Origin of the sequence: Curtobacterium sp. MCBD17_008 (assembly GCF_003234475.1) — a bacterium.
In the GTDB taxonomy this organism is placed as follows: domain Bacteria; phylum Actinomycetota; class Actinomycetes; order Actinomycetales; family Microbacteriaceae; genus Curtobacterium.
Map to the genome: position 1 here is coordinate 1 of NZ_QKTK01000027.1, position 16,617 is coordinate 16,617.

The window sequence follows — 16,617 nt, forward strand, 5'->3', positions numbered from 1 at the left end:
GTCGGGGCGGGAGCGGGGGTCGCGTCGGGTGTGGCGGTGTCGCTGGGCGTCCCGGGCTGGTCCGTCGGCGTCGTTGCAGTGCCGGGATCGGTCGGGAGGCTCGGCTCGGCCGGCGTGGTCGTCTCGCCCGGCGCCGTCGTCGCGTCGGTACCCGGCGTGGCGTCGGTGCCCGGAGCGGCGGGAGTGGCGACCGACGTGTCGGTCGTCGGTGCCTCGTCGGCGTAGGCGGTCGTCGCGGTCATGACGCCGAGACCGGTCGTGAGGCCGATGAGTGCTGTGGCAGTACCGACGGCGCACGCGCGTCGGACGAAGGAGGTGCTGCGATGCACGGGTTGTTCCCCCATATTTCGAGTCCGGACGGGTGCCGGAACACAAGAGTTGGCCGAGAGTCCTCGGGTGATCGGAGCGTATTGGGATGGAGGCGTGTACAGGAGCGCGCAACGGCAGAAGTGCCCCGAGTTGGGGGTAGGCGTTCCAGATCGTGCGGTTTCCCGCACCGGTTCCTCTGCGTTCGTACAGACGTGAGCGCCCCCGGGAAGGCGCCCGCGTCTCCGCCGATCAGGCGCGACGACGGCGCAGGCGGGCCGTCAGGACCGCGGCCCCGGCGGCGAACAGCCCGCGTGCCCACGCGATCGGGCCGGACTCGTCGGCACCGATGGTCTCAGGAACGGGAGGTCGCCGCAGCCCGTTCCAGGGCGTCCCGGAGTGCTGCCACGGCGGGGGACAGTGAACTCCCCGTCCGCTGCGCCGTGAAGATCGTCCGCTCGGCGTCCCCGGGCAGGTCGAGCAGCCGGCAGGTGGTCGACCGGCCGGCCCAGACCAGGTCCGGCATGAGCGCGACCGCGTTGCCGGACTCGATCAACCGGATCTGCGCCTGCAGGTCGGCGGTCTCGTACCGGACGTCGGGTTCGAAGCCCGAGCGCCGGCAGAGCTGCTCCGCGAAGTGCCGCGACGCCGTTCCTCGTGGCTCCATCACCCACGGCAGGTCGGCCGCGCCGGTGAGGGAGTCGACCGGCCACAGCGACGTGTCCACCGGCGGCAGCGCGAGCCGGACGGCGTCCGTCGTCAGCTCACGTCGGTCGAGGCCCGGGAAGCGCGGGGCCGCGTGCGCCGGGTACTGCTCGGCGATCACCATGTCGAAGTCCCGCGCCCACGTCTCGTTGAGTGCGGTCTCCGGCTCGCGCTGGACCATCTCGACGCGGACGCCCGGGTGTTCGGTGACCATGATGCGCAGCGCGTTCGGCATGAGGGCGAGCGCAGCAGACTGGAAGACCGCGACCCGGACGCGTCCCTGCACGCTGGTCAGCGTCGCCTCGACGGCGGACTGCGCCCGCTCGAGCGTGTCGAGCACGTCGCCCGCCGCGGCCACGAGCACCTCGGCCTGCGGCGTGAGCTGGAGGCGCCGTCCGGCCCTCCGGAGGAGCTGTACACCGGCCTCACGCTCGAGGACCGCCAGCTGTTGCGAGACCGCCGACGGGGTGAAGTTCATCGCCTCGGCGACGGCGGCCACGGTGCCCCGGATCGACAGCTCCCGCAGGAGCACGAGGCGCCGGACGTCGAGCATGGGAAAACAGTAGTGCAGCTGAACGGAATGCATCAGGAAGAGTTGCTTCCGCTACCGGAAGCGCGAGCCCCACACTGAACCCATGACCGACGTCCAGCCGCGCGACGACGCAGCGACCACGACCGACGATGTGACCACCACCGACTCCGCCGGACTCGCCGACGAGTCCGTCGCGCTCGTCCGACAGTGGCTCGCCGAGGCCGAGACGTACCCGGTCGACGGATCCGCGAAGCAGCTCGCCGGTGTCCTCGCCGACCCGAAGGGCCTGGCCTTCGCCGTCGGGTTCGTCGACGGCGTCGTCCGGCCCGAGGACCTCGGTGTGGCCGCGCGCAAGCTCCGCGGGATCGCGCCGGACGCACCCGGGTTCCTGCCGGCCGCACTCCGCGGCCTGGTGCGCCTCGGTGGCGGGATGGCACCGGGCCTCCCGGGGGTCGTCGTCCCCGTCGCCCGACGGGTCCTCCGGAACATGGTCGGGCACCTCATCGTCGACGCCACCGACGCGAAGCTCGGTCCGGCGATCGCGAAGATCAAGCAGGACGGCATCCGCCTCAACGTGAACCTGCTCGGCGAGGCCGTGCTCGGTGAGCGCGAGGCCGCGCGCCGCCTCGCCGGCACGCACGCGCTGCTGAGCCGCGGCGACGTCGACTACGTGTCGATCAAGGTCTCCTCGACCGTGCACCCGCACTCGCCGTGGGCGTTCGACCACGCCGTCGAGGACATCGTCGGGCAGCTCCGGCCGCTGTTCGAGCGTGCGGCGGCGTCGACGCCGAAGAAGTTCATCAACCTCGACATGGAGGAGTACAAGGACCTCGACCTGACGATCGCGGTCTTCACGAAGCTCCTCGACGAGCCGCAGTTCACCGACCTCGAGGCGGGGATCGTGCTGCAGGCGTACCTGCCCGACGCACTCGCCGCGATGGAGCACCTGCAGGAGTGGTCCGCCGCCCGCCGTGCCCGCGGGGGCGCCGACATCAAGGTGCGCCTGGTCAAGGGCGCGAACCTGCCGATGGAGCAGGTCGAGGCCTCGGTGCACGGCTGGCCGCTCGCGACCTGGCACACCAAGCAGGACTCGGACACCAACTACAAGCGCGTGCTCGACTGGGCGCTCACGCCCGAGCGCATCGCCAACGTGCGGGTCGGCGTCGCCGGTCACAACCTGTTCGACGTGGCACACGCCTGGCTCCTCGCCGGTGAGCGCGGTGTGCGGAACGGCATCGAGTTCGAGATGCTCCTCGGCATGGCGCAGGGCCAGGCCGCCGCGGTGAAGAAGACCGTCGGCTCGCTGCTCCTCTACACGCCGGTCGTGCACCCGGGGGAGTTCGACGTCGCCATCGCCTACCTCATCCGTCGTCTCGAGGAGGGTGCGTCGCAGGACAACTTCATGTCCGCGGTGTTCTCCCTCGCCTCGTCCCCGACGCTCTTCGCCCGCGAGGAATCCCGGTTCCGCGACTCCCTCGCCCCGCTCGCGCTGCCCGGTGGGCTGGACGCCCCGGCACCGCACCGTGTGGCCGACCGGTACGCAGCCGTCGACCGTCCCGTCCCCGGCCACTTCGAGAACACGCCGGACAGCGACCCGTCAGTCGGCGCCGTCCGCGAGTGGGGTGCCGCCATCACCGAGCGGATCGCCACCTCGACGCTCGGCGTCTCCGCCGTCCGGGAGGCCCGGATCACCTCCGCCACGACCCTCGAGTCCGCCCTGCAGCGCGTCCGCGCCGCGGGCACGACCTGGGGTTCGTGGTCGGGTGCCGCCCGCGGCGCGGTCCTGCACGCCGTCGGCGACGCCCTCGAAGCGAACCGCGCCGCCCTCATCGAGGTCATGGCGTCGGAGACCGGCAAGACGATCGACCAGGCCGACCCCGAGGTCTCCGAAGCCATCGACTTCGCCCACTTCTACGGCGAACTGGCCGCATCGCTCGACACCGTCGACGGTGCGTCGTTCACCCCGGCCGCGCTGACGCTCGTCACGCCGCCGTGGAACTTCCCCGTGGCGATCCCCGCCGGTTCGACCCTGGCCGCCCTCGCCGCCGGGTCCGCCGTCGTGCTGAAGCCCGCGCCGCCGGCCGCCCGCAGTGGTGCCGTCCTGGCGTCGGTCATCGAGACCGCCCTCGACGCGCACGGTGCACCGGCCGACGTCCTGGCCTTCCTCGACGTCGAGGAGTCCGAGCTCGGCAAGGACCTCATCGCGTCGCCGCTCGTCGACCGCGTGATCCTGACCGGCGCGTACGAGACCGCCGAGCTGTTCCGGTCCTTCCGCCCGGATCTGCCGCTGCTCGCCGAGACCTCCGGCAAGAACGCGGTCATCGTGACCCCGTCGGCGGACCTCGACCTGGCGGTGAAGGACGTCGTCGCCTCGGCCTTCGGCCACGCGGGGCAGAAGTGCTCGGCTGCATCGCTGGTCGTCATGGTCGGCTCGGTCGCGAAGTCCAAGCGCTTCCGCAACCAGCTCCTCGACGCCGTGTCCTCGCTGACCGTCGGCTACCCGACCGACCCGACGACCCAGATGGGACCGATCATCGAACCGGCATCGGGCAAGCTGCTCGACGGCCTGACGACGCTCGGCGCGGGGGAGTCCTGGGCGATCGCACCGAAGCAGCTCGACGAGACCGGCAAGCTCTGGAGCCCCGGTGTCCGGCAGGGCGTCCGGCGCGGTTCGGAGTACCACCGCACGGAGTACTTCGGCCCGATCCTCGGCGTGATGGTGGCGGAGACCCTCGACGAGGCGATCGACATCGTCAACGAGGTCGACTACGGCCTGACCTCCGGCCTGCACTCGCTCGACCCGGGTGAGATCGGGACGTGGCTCCGGCGCATCCAGGCGGGCAACCTCTACGTGAACCGCAGCATCACGGGCGCGATCGTCCGCCGCCAGCCGTTCGGCGGGTGGAAGAAGTCCGCAGTCGGCGCGGGCACCAAGGCCGGCGGCGTGAACTACCTGGTCGGCCTCGGCTCGTGGGAGCCCGCCGTGGCCCGCGCTGGCTCGACGCCGTCGTCGGACGTTTCGGCCTTCGTCCGGGCGACCGGTGTGGAGTCCGAGTCGGTCGACCGTGCGGTTGCGTCCGACGAGCTCGCGTGGACTGCGGAGTTCGGGACCGCGGCCGACGTGTCCGCACTCTCCGCCGAGCGCAACGTCTTCCGGTACCTGCCGTGCCCGGGCGTGCACGTCCGCCTGGGCGCCGAGGGCACGACCGAGGACCTCGTGCGGGTCGTCGCCGCGGCGCTCCGTGCGGGTACCGCCGTCCAGGTCTCCACGGCCGTCGCGCTCCCGGAAGCGGTGGCCACCGCGCTCCGAGCCCTCCCGCTCGTCGAGTCCGTGCGGCAGACCGAGTCGGACGAGACGTTCGCCGCCCGGATCGCTGCCGGCCCGTCCACGCGCGTCCGACTCATCGCCGGGGACGCTGCCGCGCTCGCCGTCGGGACGGACGGGCGGCCGGACGTCGCCGTCTACGCGGAGCCCGTGACCGAGGCCGGGCGCATCGAGATGCTGCCGTTCCTCCGGGAGCAGGCGGTGTCCATCACGGCGCACCGCTTCGGGACACCGAACCACCTGTCGGACGACCTCATCTGACGGCTGCTCGCCAGTACGACCCCTCCGGGCGGACACGGCCCCTCGCTTCCACGCGGTGCCGTGTCCGTCCTGCAGTGTGGCGGATGATGCCCGGCCAGCCGGTGAGCGCTGTCCGGATCGGCCTTCGGCGACCCCTCGGTACAACAGGTTCATGTGTGAAGCGGTGCAGTGCCTGGTGTGTGGGAAGGCGACATGGACCGGGTGCGGTGAGCACGTCCGTGAGGTCTTCCGCGGCGTCCGTCGTCGTGACCGGTGCGCGGGCCACGGTGTGCCGCGCTCCTTCCCCGACGACGACGGGTTCCGCTGAGCCGCTGACCCGCTGCTGTACCGGCCCGTCGGCCCGACCTGTCCGCTCGCCGCACGGTCGGTGCTCGCGGTCAGGTGTCCGGCGTCGCCTCGGATCCACGTCGTACAGCGACGACGACCCGGCCACCCTGCCGGTGACACCCGAGGAGCCCCGCATGACCGACCCGATCGCTCGACCCATCGCACTGGCGCACGTCCGCGTGACCGTGACCGACATCGCCCGCAGCAAGGCGTTCTACCAGCAGCTGTTCGGCGTCGAGCCCGCGATGGACTTCAGCGAGCACGCCGGTGAGCCCGGGATCACCGAGGACCGTGAGCGGCTCTACGGCGGCTGCATCTTCCCCGTCGGGGACCAGCTCTTCGGCCTCCGCCCCGTCGCTCCGAGCGGCCAGCGGTTCGACCCGGACACGGTCGGTCTCGACCACGTGAGCTTCATGGTCGGATCGGTCGACGAGCTGCACGAGGCGGCCGCGCGGCTCGACGCCGCCGGTGTCGAGCACGGCGAGGTGACCGACCTCGGAGACGCCGGCATGGTGATCCTGTCCGTGCAGGACCCGGACGACATCAACCTGGAACTGGCGGCCGTCCGCAGCTGACCACCCGCGGCGGTCACCGCACAGGGCGCAGGATGTACTCGAACGTCGTGCGTGCCCGCTCGGGGTCCGGGGTCTCGCCGGAGATCAGGTCCGCGTAGGTGAACGACTCCGACACGCGGACGAGCAGTCGACCGAGTTCCTCGGGGGAGAGCGGCGCCGGGTCGAAGGCCCCCGACTCCTGCTCGGCGGCGACCAGGGTCGAGACCACGGCGACGAAGCGCCGCTGCACGTCGCTGTCGGTCGTCGTCAGGAGTCGCAGTGCCCGGGCCGGCTCGCGGGTCAGGAACGCGCGGAAGTACGGCGCCCGGATCAGGTCCGCGGTGAAGCGGTCGAGGACGTCGACGATGCGTGCCGCCCCCGACGGTGCCGCCGCACGGCCCGCGGCGTCGAGCGTCGGGACGGCGAGCGACCAGAGGATCTCGGACAGCAGCTGGTCGCGGTTGCCGACCCAGCGGAACAGCGAGGTCCGGTCGACGCCGAGGGACGCCGCCAGGGCACCCATGTCGACGCGCGCCCCGTCGATGAAGGCATGGCGTGCGGCACGGAAGGCGCGCTGGGCGTCGGGGTGGGCCTCCAGGCGGGTGGCGAGCGCGCTCGGGACGAGCGCCGAGCCCAGTGCGCCGAGCGCCTGCCTGCTCACCGTTCCCCCCGAGTCGTCGACGTCGTCTTGCAACGTTTCTGAGAATGATGCATCGTTGGGGTCATGTCAATGACGGCTGCGCAGACGCCCCTGCTGGAATCCGACTTCTACCGGTTCCAGGAGCAGCTGACCGACCAGGAACGCGCCTCCCTCGGTGAGCTCCGCGAGTACCTCGAGCGCGACGTCGCGCCGATCGCGGACGAGTACTGGGCCCGCGCCGAGTTCCCGACGCAGGTCATCGCGCCGCTCGCCGAGCTCGGCATGTACGGCCCCGGCGTGCCGCTCGTCCGGCAGTTCGAGAACTCCGCGGTGTACCGCGGCTGGGCGGCCCTCGAACTCGGTCGGGTCGACGCCGGCGTCGCGACCTTCATCGGCGTGCAGTCCGGTCTCGCGATGAACTCGATCGCGGTCGCGGGCAGCGACGAGCAGCAGCGTGAGTGGTTGCCGCGCATGGCCTCCGGGGAGGTCGTCGGGGCGTTCGGACTGACCGAACCGCTCTCCGGCAGCGACTCCGCCCGCGGCCTCCGCACCACCGCCCGGCGCGAGGGGGACACCTGGGTGCTCAACGGCTCGAAGCGCTGGATCGGCAACGCCACCTTGGCGGACGTCGTCGTCATCTGGGCGAAGGACGAGGCGGACAACCAGGTCAAGGGCTTCCTCGTCACCTCCGACACCCCGGGGTTCACCGCGACGAAGATCGAGGACAAGATCGCACTCCGGTCGGTGCAGAACGCCGACATCACCCTCGAGGACGTCCGCGTCCCGGAGGCCCGTCGCCTGCAGCGCGCCGACTCGTTCCGGTCCACCGCTGCGGTGCTCCGCCTGACCCGCACCGAGGTCGCCTGGCAGGCCGTCGGCATCTCGGTCGGCGCCTACGAGGCCGCCCTGCGCTACGCCCGGGAGCGCGAGCAGTTCGGCAAGCCGATCGCGTCGCACCAGCTCATCCAGGACCTGCTCGTGAAGTCCCTCATGAACATCACCGCGTCGATCGCCCTGTGCACCCAGGCGTCCGCGTTGCAGGACCAGGGCCTCGGCGGCGACGAGCACTCGGCGATGGCGAAGGCGTTCGCCACGGCGAAGATGCGCGAAACCGTCGGCTGGTGCCGCGAGGTCCAGGGCGGCAACGGCATCGTCCTCGACAAGGGCGTCGCCCGGTTCTTCGCCGACGCCGAGGCCATCTACTCGTACGAGGGCACCCGCGAGGTCAACACGCTCATCGTCGGCCGCGCCGTCACCGGACAGGCCGCGTTCGTCTGACCGGCCGGCCCGGGCGGCAGCGGAGGAGCGCCGTCGCCCGGTCGTCGGCCCGGCGCCGGTCGCTTGTCGCCCGCTCGTCAGCTCAGGCCCAGAACGCGCCGATGCGCTCCGCCACCGGCTCGGCCTGCGCGCGTCCGGCCTCCGCCGACGGCCGCTGCGTCGACAGCGCCAGTGAGTTCGTCCCGAAGGCCCGCTGCGACGCCTCGTCCGCGACGAGGACCTCGACCCGCGAACCGGCGTCCCGCAACGAGGTGACCGCACGGTCGAGCCACGGCCCGAGCGGTGACGGACCCTCGGGGCTGCAGGCGATCACGAGCACCCGCTCGTACCCGGCCGCGACGTCCGCGTTGGTCGCCGAGCGCATGCCGCCGTCGATGTACGGATGCTCGTCGATCCGCACCGGAGACCAGACCAGCGGGACGGAGCAGCTCGCGGCGACGGCCCGTTCGAGCGGCACGCCGTCCTCGGCGCGGAGCACCCGGAAGGTCCCGTCGACGGCGTCCACCGCGGTCACCGCATAGGGCCGGTCCGGCCACGCGGTCGTGGGCAGCGTGTCGCGGAAGGTCGCAACGCGTTCGTCGTCGCTCTGTCCGGAGGTGATCTGCTGCGCGGCGGCTCCGAGACGCGCACGGGCGTCCTGCTCCGAGGTGGCTCCCTGCAGTGCCGCCGCGAAGCGCTGCTCGAACTCGGCGGCATCGACGCGCGCGGGCTCTTCGTAGGTGGTCGGGAGCGGGCTCAGCTGCTGCTCGTAGGCACCGCGCACGCCGCCGCTGCGGAGGAAGGTGCCGACGACGCTGCCGGCGCTCGTGCCGACCACCAGGTCCGCCGCACCGAGGTCGACCCCGGCGTCCTCGAGGGCCGACAGGACGCCGAGCTCCCAGGCGATGCCGGCGACGCCACCACCTCCGAGGACGACTGCTCTGGTTCCGGGCGTGGGGGTGGGGAGGGGCGCTGCGGCGTCGGTCATGCCTCCTGCTTACCAACCCCGCCGATGAACGCGTACTGCGTCGGTCCTGCCGGACCCGACCACGCGCCGGACGGGAGGCCCGGATCACCGCCGCCCCGCGCCTCCCGGCCCCGTGCGGCGCCTCCCGGCCCCGCGCCTCCCGCCGCCGCCCCGCGCCTCCCGGCGCCGACCGGACCCGCACAACGAGAACCGGCTCGAACCGCGGAGATCCGCGGTTCGAGCCGGTTCCTGTTGTGCAGCGCCGAAGCGCACCACGGGAGGCGCCGGGCGGCGGCACCCCGCCGCGCGGTGCGTCCCGTCCGTCCCGGCGCGACCTACTCCGCCGACTGCACGTCGATGAGCACCTTGCCGACCGCGTCGCCCTGCACCGCGTCGTGGGCTGCTGCGGTCTCCTCGAGCGGGAAGCGGATCAGCGCGAGCCCGGCCTCCTCGCCGACCGGCAGGACACCGTCGCGCAGCGCGGCGGTGATGTTCTCGGCAGCGGCGGCGAGGGCGGCGTCGCCGATCGTGTACAGCAGCAGGAACTGGTAGCGCGCGTTGATGCCCATGTTCGGCCGCACCGGGATCGATGCCGCGTCTCCGCCGTTGTCCGCGTACATCGAGACGACGCCGTGGTTCGCCAGGACCGCAGCGTCGAGGTCGGCGTTCGCCGGGATCGACACCTCGACGACGATGTCCACGCCGTCCGGGGCGATCGAGCGGATCCGGTCGGCGGCGCCGTCCTCGCGGTAGTTCACCGTGTGGTGGGCCCCGGCCGCCGTGGCGAGGGCCGCCTTGTCCTCCGAGCTGACCGTGGCGACGACGGTGGCGCCGGCCCAGCTGGCGAGCTGGATCGCGGCGTGTCCCACGGCCCCCGCGCCGCCGGCGACGAGCACGGTCTTGCCGGACAGGGCACCGGGCGAGAGGCGGGTCGGGCCGTCCTCGTGCACGGTGAGCGCACGGTGCGCGGTCATCGCCGGCACGCCGAGGCTGGCACCGACGTCGAACGAGACGCCCTCCGGGAGCGGGACGACGCGGGCGGCTGGCACGACGGTGAACTCCTGCGCGGTGCCGGTCGGGCGGGACGCGGCGGCCATGAACATCCAGACGCGGTCACCGACGGACAGGCCCTCGACGCCGTCGCCGACCGCGTCGACGACGCCGGCACCGTCCTGGTTCGGCGTGATCTCCGGGAACGGTAGACCGTCGCCGTACGTGCCGCCCTGTCGGGCCTTCCAGTCGGTGGGGTTCACCCCGGAGACGACGACGCGGACGCGGACCTCACCGGCACCGGGCTCGGGGACCGGACGGTCGGCGAGGGAGAGGACGGCGGACGTTCCGGGCTGGGAGTAGACGATCGATCGCATGCCTCCACGCAACCACCCGCGGTCGGCGAGGATTCCAGACCGGGTGTGGTCAGGAGCGGGAGTCGTACCCCGAGCGCGCTTCGGCGACGCCGTTCATGTGGTCGATCGCCCACTGTTCGAGTGGCACGAGCACGGCGCGGAGCGACCGGCCGGTGTCGGTGAGCTCGTACTCCACGTGCGGCGGGATCTCGGGGAAGACCGTCCGGGTGACGAAGCCGTCACGTTCGAGGGCCCGGAGCGTCTGCGTGAGCATCTTCTGCGACACACCCTGCACCCGGGTGGCGATGGCGGAGTACCGACGAGGCCCGTCCGCGAGGGCGCCGATCGTCAGCACGCTCCAGCGGTCCCCGATCCGGTCGAGGAGCTGCCGCGAGGGGCAGTCCGCCGCGTAGGGGCTGTACTCGAGCGCGCTCATCCCGACCTCCATCACGCACCACGAGGTGCCTACTTACTCCGAGAGAGTAACACCCGTACAGTGAGTGGCACGGCGCGCCACCGCGTCGGCACCACCACCACGAAGGAGCTCGCATGTCCACCATCGTCGTCTTCGGAGGCACCGGGTACGCCGGGTCCGCCATCGTCCGCGAAGCCCTCTCCCGCGGGCACGAGGTCGTCGCCGTCGCGCGTGACACCACGAAGCTCGACGCCGCCGAGCACCTCACGCTCGCGCAGGGGGACGCGTTCGACGCCGGCTTCGTCACCGAGGTCACGAAGGACGCGGACGTCGTCATCGTCGCCCTGCACGCGGTCCAGTCGGACGGCACCGAGCTGAAGGACCGGTTCCAGCACTTCGTCGACGCCGCGGCCGCTGCCGGTGCACGACTCGGCATCGTCGGCGGCGCCGGGTCGCTGCTCGTCGCCGAGGGCGGCCCGGCCCTCTACGACACGGCCGAGTTCCCCGACGCCTTCAAGGGCGAGGCGAAGAGCCACGGCCAGGTCCTCGAGGCACTCCGCGCCGGTGGCGCCGACGTCGACTGGTTCTACGTCAGCCCCGCCGCCGCCTTCGGCAGCTACAACCCGGGGGAGCGTCGTGGCACGTACCGCACCTCGGACGACGTGCTCCTCACCGACGCCGACGGCAACTCGGACATCTCGGGCGCCGACTACGCGATCGCGGTCGTCGACGAGATCGAGGAGCCGAAGCACCACCAGGCGCGGTTCGGCGTCGCCTACTGAGCGCAGCTGTCCACGTCACCACGTGACGGACGGGAGGCCCGTGACCAGCTGGTCACGGGCCTCCCGTCCGTCACGGCGGCCCGGCCGCTGGCGCGCCGGTCCGGTTCCGGCGGCGCGGGCACACCGTCCGTGGTGTCAGCGATTGCCGACGATGGTCGGCAGCGGCAGGTGGTGACGCATCCGCATCTCCAGGTGCAGGCCGCCGCGTCGGGCGAGGACGAACGCGATCACCGTGGCGGCCGCGGCGGGCACGCCGCCCGCGACCATCATCCCGACGTGCGCGCCGAAGCGGTCGACGACCTGACCCATGACGGGGCCGCCGATCGCCTGACCACCGAGCAGCACGAGCACGTACAGCGACATCACCCGCCCACGGATCGCGACGTTCGAGGACAGCTGGACGAGCGAGTTCGACGCCGTCATGAAGAGCAGCTGCGACAGGCCGACCACGACGAGCAGGACGGTGAACGGCGCGATCGTCGGCGCCGACCCGGCCACCACGAGCAACAGCCCGGTCCAGAACACCCCGCCGACGATGGTGCGGAGCCGGACCACCGCCCGTCGTGTGGAGAGGACCGCGCCGGTCAACGCTCCCACCGCGACGGCGGAGTTGAACAGGCCGTAGCCGCCGGCGCCGGCGCCGGCGCCGTACGCGTCGGACGCGAAGGCGGACAACAGCACGGGCATCGTCAGCGCGAAGACGGAGAAGAACGCGAGCAGGACGACGGGCACGATGATCGTCGGCTTCGCGGCGGCGTACCGCAGCCCCTCGACGAGCTGCCCCTTCGCCCGCGCGGCCGGCGGTGTGCGGTGGAGTTCGGAGACGCGGAGGAACCCGAGCGTCACGACCACCGCGACACAGGCGGCGGCGTTGATGCCGAACGACCACCCGGCCCCGACGGCGACGAGCAGGATGCCGGACAGCGCCGGACCGATCATGCCGCCGAGCTGGAACACCGACGAGTTGACGCTGATCGCGTTGCGGAGGTGCTGGTGACCGACGATCTCGGTGACGAACACCTGCCGCGCCGGGTTGTCGATCACGGTGACCATGCCGACCAGGAACGCGATCACCCAGATGTGCCACGCCTCCACCACCCCGGCCAGGGTGAGGACGGCGAGCAGCAGGGACAGCACCGCGAAGGCGCCCTGCGTGATCATCATCAGCGCGCGCTTCGAGTACCGGTCGACGAAGACCCCGCCGAGCAGCCCGAACAGCAGCATCGGGGCGAACTGACATGCGACCGTGATGCCGACCTGCGCGACCGAGCCGGTGAGCTGCAGCACGAGCCAGTCCTGCGCGATGCGCTGCATCCACCCTGCCGTCATCGCCACCAGGTTGGTGGCGGTGAAGAGCCGGAAGTTCGGCACCGATAGCGCGATGAAGGACCGCCGCCACGGAGGCGGTGTCGTGCTGATCGGGAGCGGCTCGGTGGGCGGGTGGACGGTCGTCGGGGACGGACGCACGGTGTGGGGGACTCCGGCTGTCGAGGGCGGGAACGGTACCCGGTCGAAACTATCCGCTCCCGGTCCATTCGATCCTCCTATGACCGGCATCACTCCATTGCGATGTCGAATGAAGGGCCCGCCGTGCTCGATCCCGTCCTGCTCCGGACCTTCCTCGCCGTCGCCGAGACGAGCAGCTTCACGCAGGCCGGCGTCCGTCTCGGCATCAGCCAACCGACCGTCTCGCAACACGTGCGCCGGCTCGAGTCAGCGGTCGCCCGGACCCTCGTCGCACGGGACACCCGCGGGGTCCGGCTCACCGACAACGGCGACGCGATGGCGGGGTTCGCCCGGACGATCCTGGCGGCGCACGCGACCGCGGACGCGTACTTCTCCGGGGTGGCGGCTCGTGGTCGCCTCCGGTTCGGTGCGGCCGACGACCTCGCGATCACGCAGCTGCCGCGCATCCTCCGGGACTTCCGGAAGCTGCACCCGCAGGTCGACCTCGAGCTGACGGTGAACCAGTCCGCGCCGCTCCTCCGACGGGTGCACGCGGGTCAGCTCGACCTCGTGTTCATCAAGCGGACGGCGGGGGAGTCCGCCGAGGGCACCCGGGTCGCCTCGGACCAGATGGTGTGGATGGCGCAGGACGGCATCGCCCTCGAGCCCGACGACCCGGTGCCGCTGATCGCGTACCAGGCGCCGAGCATCAGCCGGCAGATGGCGATCGACGCGCTCGAGGCCGCCGGGCGTACGTGGCGGATCACCTGCAACACCCGTGACGTGAACGGTGTGCTCGCCGCGGTGCGGGCGGGGATCGGCGTCGCGGTGTTCCCACACTCGCTCATCCCGGCCGACCTGGTGAAGGTGTCGCAGCGACTGTCGCTGCCGGACCTGCCCGCGGTCGACTACGTCCTCATCGCGAACCCGACCGTGCAGCGCGAGCCGATCGAGGCGCTGACGAACGCGATCCTCTCCCGGGGCGTCGTCCGCGCGGTGTGACGGCATGTTGTGTGTCCCGTTGCCCGAGTCGATCCGGTGTGCCAGTATCTGGAATACCAGAACACAGGAGGGGCACATGATCCGAACCAGCAGGACGGTCCGCAGCGGAGTGCTCGTGCTCGCAGCAGCGCTGGCCACGGTCGCATCGAGTCCGCTGCCGGCATCCGCTGCGGCTGAGGTCGACACCGTCCCCATGACCGTTTCGAGCTTCGATCCAGCGGTGGCAGCCGCGCACGGGTACCGGGTGGAGAAGGCGGCCGACGGCAGGGAGATGTCGGTTCCGGTGACGGATGCTGCACGCGATGAGCAACGACTGTCCGGAGCAACTCGGAACACGGTGAGCGGGAACTGCGGGAGCGCGACCTTGACCATCACGAGGAACCGGGCTCGTCAGGGCATCAACATCCAGACCAGCTACGTGGTGAAGGGAACCAGCCTCGGACACCACTGGGGAGTGACAGGGGCGACGGGGGTCGGGAAGCTCTATGCCGAGCCCTTCTCCGGATTGGCCGGCGGATCCCGCTGGAGTGCCACGCACTTCAAGAGCGTCTACGGGTGGAGCTCCGGTTTCGGCCAGATCGACGTCGGGTCCTTCGCGACGCTCTCGAACGGAGCCATCTGCCACGCCGGCCGAGCGACCAGCAGCTGGTGACACGGATGTCCGAGGAGTACGGAGCGCGGGGGACCTCGACGGAGGCGATGCGCTGTGCAGTTCGGTGACGGCTCTCGGAACGAGTTCGGTGACTGGCCCGCCGAGATGCTCATCACCGAGGAGCGGCGCGAGCACGCGCTCCTGATGCTGTTGTTCCTCGGATCCAGGACCACCACCGCCCGGCACGACGAGGCTCCCCGGGGGCAGGGCGATGCTCGTTGGGTGGCAGCGTGGACCGCCTCCATCGCCGAACTCGCGGCTCGGCCTCCGTCGCGGCCCGACGCTGACGACGGTGTCGCCGCTGCACGTGCGTGGCGTGGACGGCTCTCCGAGCACCTGGGGCGCGGGGTCATCGATGACGACCTCGAGGACGCCTACGAGACGTGGCTCGAGACCGTGGCGCCGGTGGATGCCGACATGTCGTTCGACGACGGGGTCCTCCCGGACCTCGTGGCGGCGTGGGTCGCCGGGCTCAGGACGCTCGTCGTCATCCCCGTCACTGCTCCTGTCGCGGTGCGGCTCTCCGGATCGACTCTCATGGTGTCCAGCGCGTCGCGATCGGAGGTGAACCGACTCGGAGCAGCGTTGCGTGCGTTCGCGGCCGCACCGTCCTCCGGCTGAGGGACCGGCCGAGACCGACACATGCGAGGTGGGGCTCGACGAGTCAGCGGGAGGGTCAGGGCGCGATCGTCGGCGTGGCCCCCGTGCCCGTCAGGTCCGGCAGCGGCGCACCGAGTGCGGACGCGACGGCCCAGAGCAACACGAGGGTCCCGACCGCGCCGAGCACGGTGCCGAGCAGGGCGACCGGCCGCTGCCAGGTGGACACGGGGTTCCGCATCGTCACCACGGACACCACGAGAGCGAGCACACCGAGCAGGACGCCGACGGCGTGCACGGTCGCCGGGGCCGTGAACCACCAGGCGGCGAGACCGAGCGTGGCGAGACCTGCCAGGGCACCGAGCACGGCGCCCGGCGTCGCGCCGATCGGACGTCGAGCGCGCGTGGCGGACGCACCGGTTCCGGCCTGGAGGCCCGTGTCGGCTCCCGTCACCGGCGGAGCGGCTTGCGGCTGCGCGGTCGTCCCGGCGGGGACGGGGACCGCGGTGGACCGCGCCTTCGTCGGCTGGGCCGGACGACGCTTCGGCAGGAAGCCCCGACGGGTGTTCGCGCCGCGGCTGCGGTCGGCGTTCCGGTGCTCCCGGGCAGGGGTCGGGGCGTGGGTCGCCTCGCCGTCGGACGTGGCGGTCTCCGCCGGTTCCTCTGCGTCCGGCGCGACGGACGGCAGGGCCCGTGTGACCGCGGGGACGACCGGCGCCACGGCGTTCGGCTCGGACGCCGGACCGGGGAAGGGTGCGGCGGAGGTCGGCGCCGGGGTGGCGAGCACGGCGTCGAACGTCGGCGGAGCGGTGACCGCCGGCGGGATCACGCGCGCCTGCTGCCGGGCGAAGCGGGCGGGCGTGCGGTACCCGATGGGTCCGACGGCCTCGGGCTCGCCGCCCTCGACGACGACGTGTTCGAGTCCGGGCACCGAGAACCGCGGCTGTCCTGCTGCCGGCACGACGGGGAACGCGGGCGCCGGCGGGGCGGCCGGGGTCGCGGTGGTCGCGCCACGTCCGGCGGAGCGCGCTGCCGGCCCGGCCGTCGGAGCGGTCGGGATCCCGGCATCGGGGGTCGCCGACCAGGACTGTGTGGGGGCCGGTCCTGCCGGGGCGGGCACGGGCGCCGCGGACCGGGTGTCGCCGGTGTCCGCGAGCGGTCCGACGGGCGCTGCGGACGCATGCGCCGCGCCGACCACGGGAGCCGCGGGCATCGCCATCGCCCCGGAGGAGGCCTGGCCGTCCGTTGCGCTCCGACGCGCTGCACCGTGTCGCCCTGTGGCGCGGGGATCGCCGGCGGCGGTGCGGTCCGCAGCCGGGTCCGGGGTGCCTGCCGGTGTGGCGGTCGCCCCGGCCGGTCCGAGCCCGGCGACGGTCGCACGCGCCTCCGCGACGGCCGAGAAAGGGACCGTGTCGACGTTCGGCGACGTCGGAGCCGGCGGCAGCAGCTCGGGGGTCGGCGGGAAGTCGGGGACGACGGCGTTCGGGTCGAGCACCGGCGGGG

13 protein-coding genes and 2 pseudogenes are annotated in these 16,617 nt (G+C 72.3%); 7 read left to right on the forward strand and 8 right to left on the reverse strand.

What is annotated here, in order from left to right:
- Together DEI95_RS16820 and DEI95_RS16255 are read right to left on the reverse strand one after the other, a co-directional pair.
- Positions 1–329: pseudogene (locus DEI95_RS16820) on the reverse strand (hypothetical protein); the annotation flags it as partial.
- A gap of 332 nt (positions 330–661) precedes the next feature.
- Positions 662–1,564 carry a LysR substrate-binding domain-containing protein gene (locus DEI95_RS16255; protein ID WP_111060896.1) on the reverse strand — a complete coding sequence of 301 codons (903 nt, stop codon included), beginning with the start codon at positions 1,562–1,564 and terminating at the stop codon, positions 662–664.
- 82 nt (positions 1,565–1,646) lie between these two features.
- On the opposite strand from DEI95_RS16255, the gene DEI95_RS16260 reads away from it, so the two are divergent.
- Together DEI95_RS16260 and DEI95_RS16265 are read left to right on the forward strand one after the other, a co-directional pair.
- Positions 1,647–5,129 carry a proline dehydrogenase family protein gene (locus DEI95_RS16260; RefSeq protein WP_111060897.1) on the forward strand — a complete coding sequence of 1,161 codons (3,483 nt, stop codon included), beginning with the start codon at positions 1,647–1,649 and terminating at the stop codon, positions 5,127–5,129.
- Positions 5,130–5,590: 461 nt separating this feature from the next.
- A complete protein-coding gene (locus DEI95_RS16265; protein WP_110901736.1) occupies positions 5,591–6,031 on the forward strand; it encodes a VOC family protein in 441 nt (146 codons plus the stop codon).
- A gap of 13 nt (positions 6,032–6,044) precedes the next feature.
- Here DEI95_RS16265 and DEI95_RS16270 read toward each other — a convergent pair whose 3' ends face one another.
- Complete coding sequence (locus DEI95_RS16270; RefSeq protein WP_181436423.1) at positions 6,045–6,671, reverse strand: QsdR family transcriptional regulator; 627 nt, start codon at positions 6,669–6,671, stop codon at positions 6,045–6,047.
- Between the two features lie 63 nt (positions 6,672–6,734).
- Here DEI95_RS16270 and DEI95_RS16275 point away from each other — a divergent pair, with 63 nt between their 5' ends.
- Complete coding sequence (locus DEI95_RS16275) at positions 6,735–7,928, forward strand: acyl-CoA dehydrogenase family protein (protein WP_220036668.1); 1,194 nt, start codon at positions 6,735–6,737, stop codon at positions 7,926–7,928.
- A gap of 82 nt (positions 7,929–8,010) precedes the next feature.
- Here DEI95_RS16275 and DEI95_RS16280 read toward each other — a convergent pair whose 3' ends face one another.
- From DEI95_RS16280 to DEI95_RS16290, 3 genes are all read right to left on the reverse strand, one after another.
- Positions 8,011–8,895, reverse strand: coding sequence for a patatin-like phospholipase family protein (locus DEI95_RS16280; protein ID WP_110826071.1), 885 nt, complete (start codon positions 8,893–8,895; stop codon positions 8,011–8,013).
- A gap of 314 nt (positions 8,896–9,209) precedes the next feature.
- Positions 9,210–10,241, reverse strand: a complete 1,032-nt coding sequence (locus DEI95_RS16285) for an NADPH:quinone reductase (protein WP_111060899.1) — start codon at positions 10,239–10,241, stop codon at positions 9,210–9,212.
- 49 nt (positions 10,242–10,290) lie between these two features.
- Positions 10,291–10,656: a helix-turn-helix domain-containing protein gene (locus DEI95_RS16290; RefSeq protein ID WP_111060906.1), complete on the reverse strand. Its 366-nt coding sequence runs from the start codon at positions 10,654–10,656 to the stop codon at positions 10,291–10,293.
- Between the two features lie 113 nt (positions 10,657–10,769).
- On the opposite strand from DEI95_RS16290, the gene DEI95_RS16295 reads away from it, so the two are divergent.
- The gene (locus DEI95_RS16295; protein ID WP_111060900.1) at positions 10,770–11,417 is read left to right on the forward strand and encodes an NAD(P)-dependent oxidoreductase; all 648 of its coding nucleotides are present in this window, start codon (positions 10,770–10,772) and stop codon (positions 11,415–11,417) included.
- Between the two features lie 135 nt (positions 11,418–11,552).
- Here DEI95_RS16295 and DEI95_RS16300 read toward each other — a convergent pair whose 3' ends face one another.
- Positions 11,553–12,884, reverse strand: a complete 1,332-nt coding sequence (locus tag DEI95_RS16300) for an MFS transporter (RefSeq protein WP_375342358.1) — start codon at positions 12,882–12,884, stop codon at positions 11,553–11,555.
- A gap of 123 nt (positions 12,885–13,007) precedes the next feature.
- Here DEI95_RS16300 and DEI95_RS16305 point away from each other — a divergent pair, with 123 nt between their 5' ends.
- The 3 genes from DEI95_RS16305 (at position 13,008) to DEI95_RS16315 (ending at position 15,138) form a co-directional block, all read left to right on the forward strand.
- Positions 13,008–13,865 (forward strand): LysR substrate-binding domain-containing protein, encoded by an 858-nt coding sequence (locus DEI95_RS16305; RefSeq protein ID WP_111060902.1) that lies wholly within the window; start codon positions 13,008–13,010, stop codon positions 13,863–13,865.
- Positions 13,866–13,941: 76 nt separating this feature from the next.
- A complete protein-coding gene (locus DEI95_RS16310) occupies positions 13,942–14,517 on the forward strand; it encodes a hypothetical protein (RefSeq protein WP_111060903.1) in 576 nt (191 codons plus the stop codon).
- A 54-nt stretch (positions 14,518–14,571) separates the two neighbouring features.
- Positions 14,572–15,138 carry a hypothetical protein gene (locus DEI95_RS16315; protein ID WP_111053200.1) on the forward strand — a complete coding sequence of 189 codons (567 nt, stop codon included), beginning with the start codon at positions 14,572–14,574 and terminating at the stop codon, positions 15,136–15,138.
- 55 nt (positions 15,139–15,193) lie between these two features.
- Here the strand turns inward: DEI95_RS16315 and DEI95_RS16825 are convergent.
- Positions 15,194–16,617: pseudogene (locus tag DEI95_RS16825) on the reverse strand (hypothetical protein); the annotation flags it as partial.

Coding starts and splice junctions, on each gene's coding strand:
- DEI95_RS16295 (WP_111060900.1), top strand. CDS start 10,770: ATGTCCACCATCGTCGTCTTCGGAGGCACCGGGTACGCCGGGTCCGCC.
- DEI95_RS16275 (WP_220036668.1), top strand. CDS start 6,735: ATGTCAATGACGGCTGCGCAGACGCCCCTGCTGGAATCCGACTTCTAC.
- DEI95_RS16260 (WP_111060897.1), top strand. CDS start 1,647: ATGACCGACGTCCAGCCGCGCGACGACGCAGCGACCACGACCGACGAT.
- DEI95_RS16255 (WP_111060896.1), bottom strand. CDS start 1,564: ATGCTCGACGTCCGGCGCCTCGTGCTCCTGCGGGAGCTGTCGATCCGG.
- DEI95_RS16280 (WP_110826071.1), bottom strand. CDS start 8,895: ATGACCGACGCCGCAGCGCCCCTCCCCACCCCCACGCCCGGAACCAGA.
- DEI95_RS16265 (WP_110901736.1), top strand. CDS start 5,591: ATGACCGACCCGATCGCTCGACCCATCGCACTGGCGCACGTCCGCGTG.
- DEI95_RS16285 (WP_111060899.1), bottom strand. CDS start 10,241: ATGCGATCGATCGTCTACTCCCAGCCCGGAACGTCCGCCGTCCTCTCC.
- DEI95_RS16290 (WP_111060906.1), bottom strand. CDS start 10,656: ATGAGCGCGCTCGAGTACAGCCCCTACGCGGCGGACTGCCCCTCGCGG.
- DEI95_RS16310 (WP_111060903.1), top strand. CDS start 13,942: ATGATCCGAACCAGCAGGACGGTCCGCAGCGGAGTGCTCGTGCTCGCA.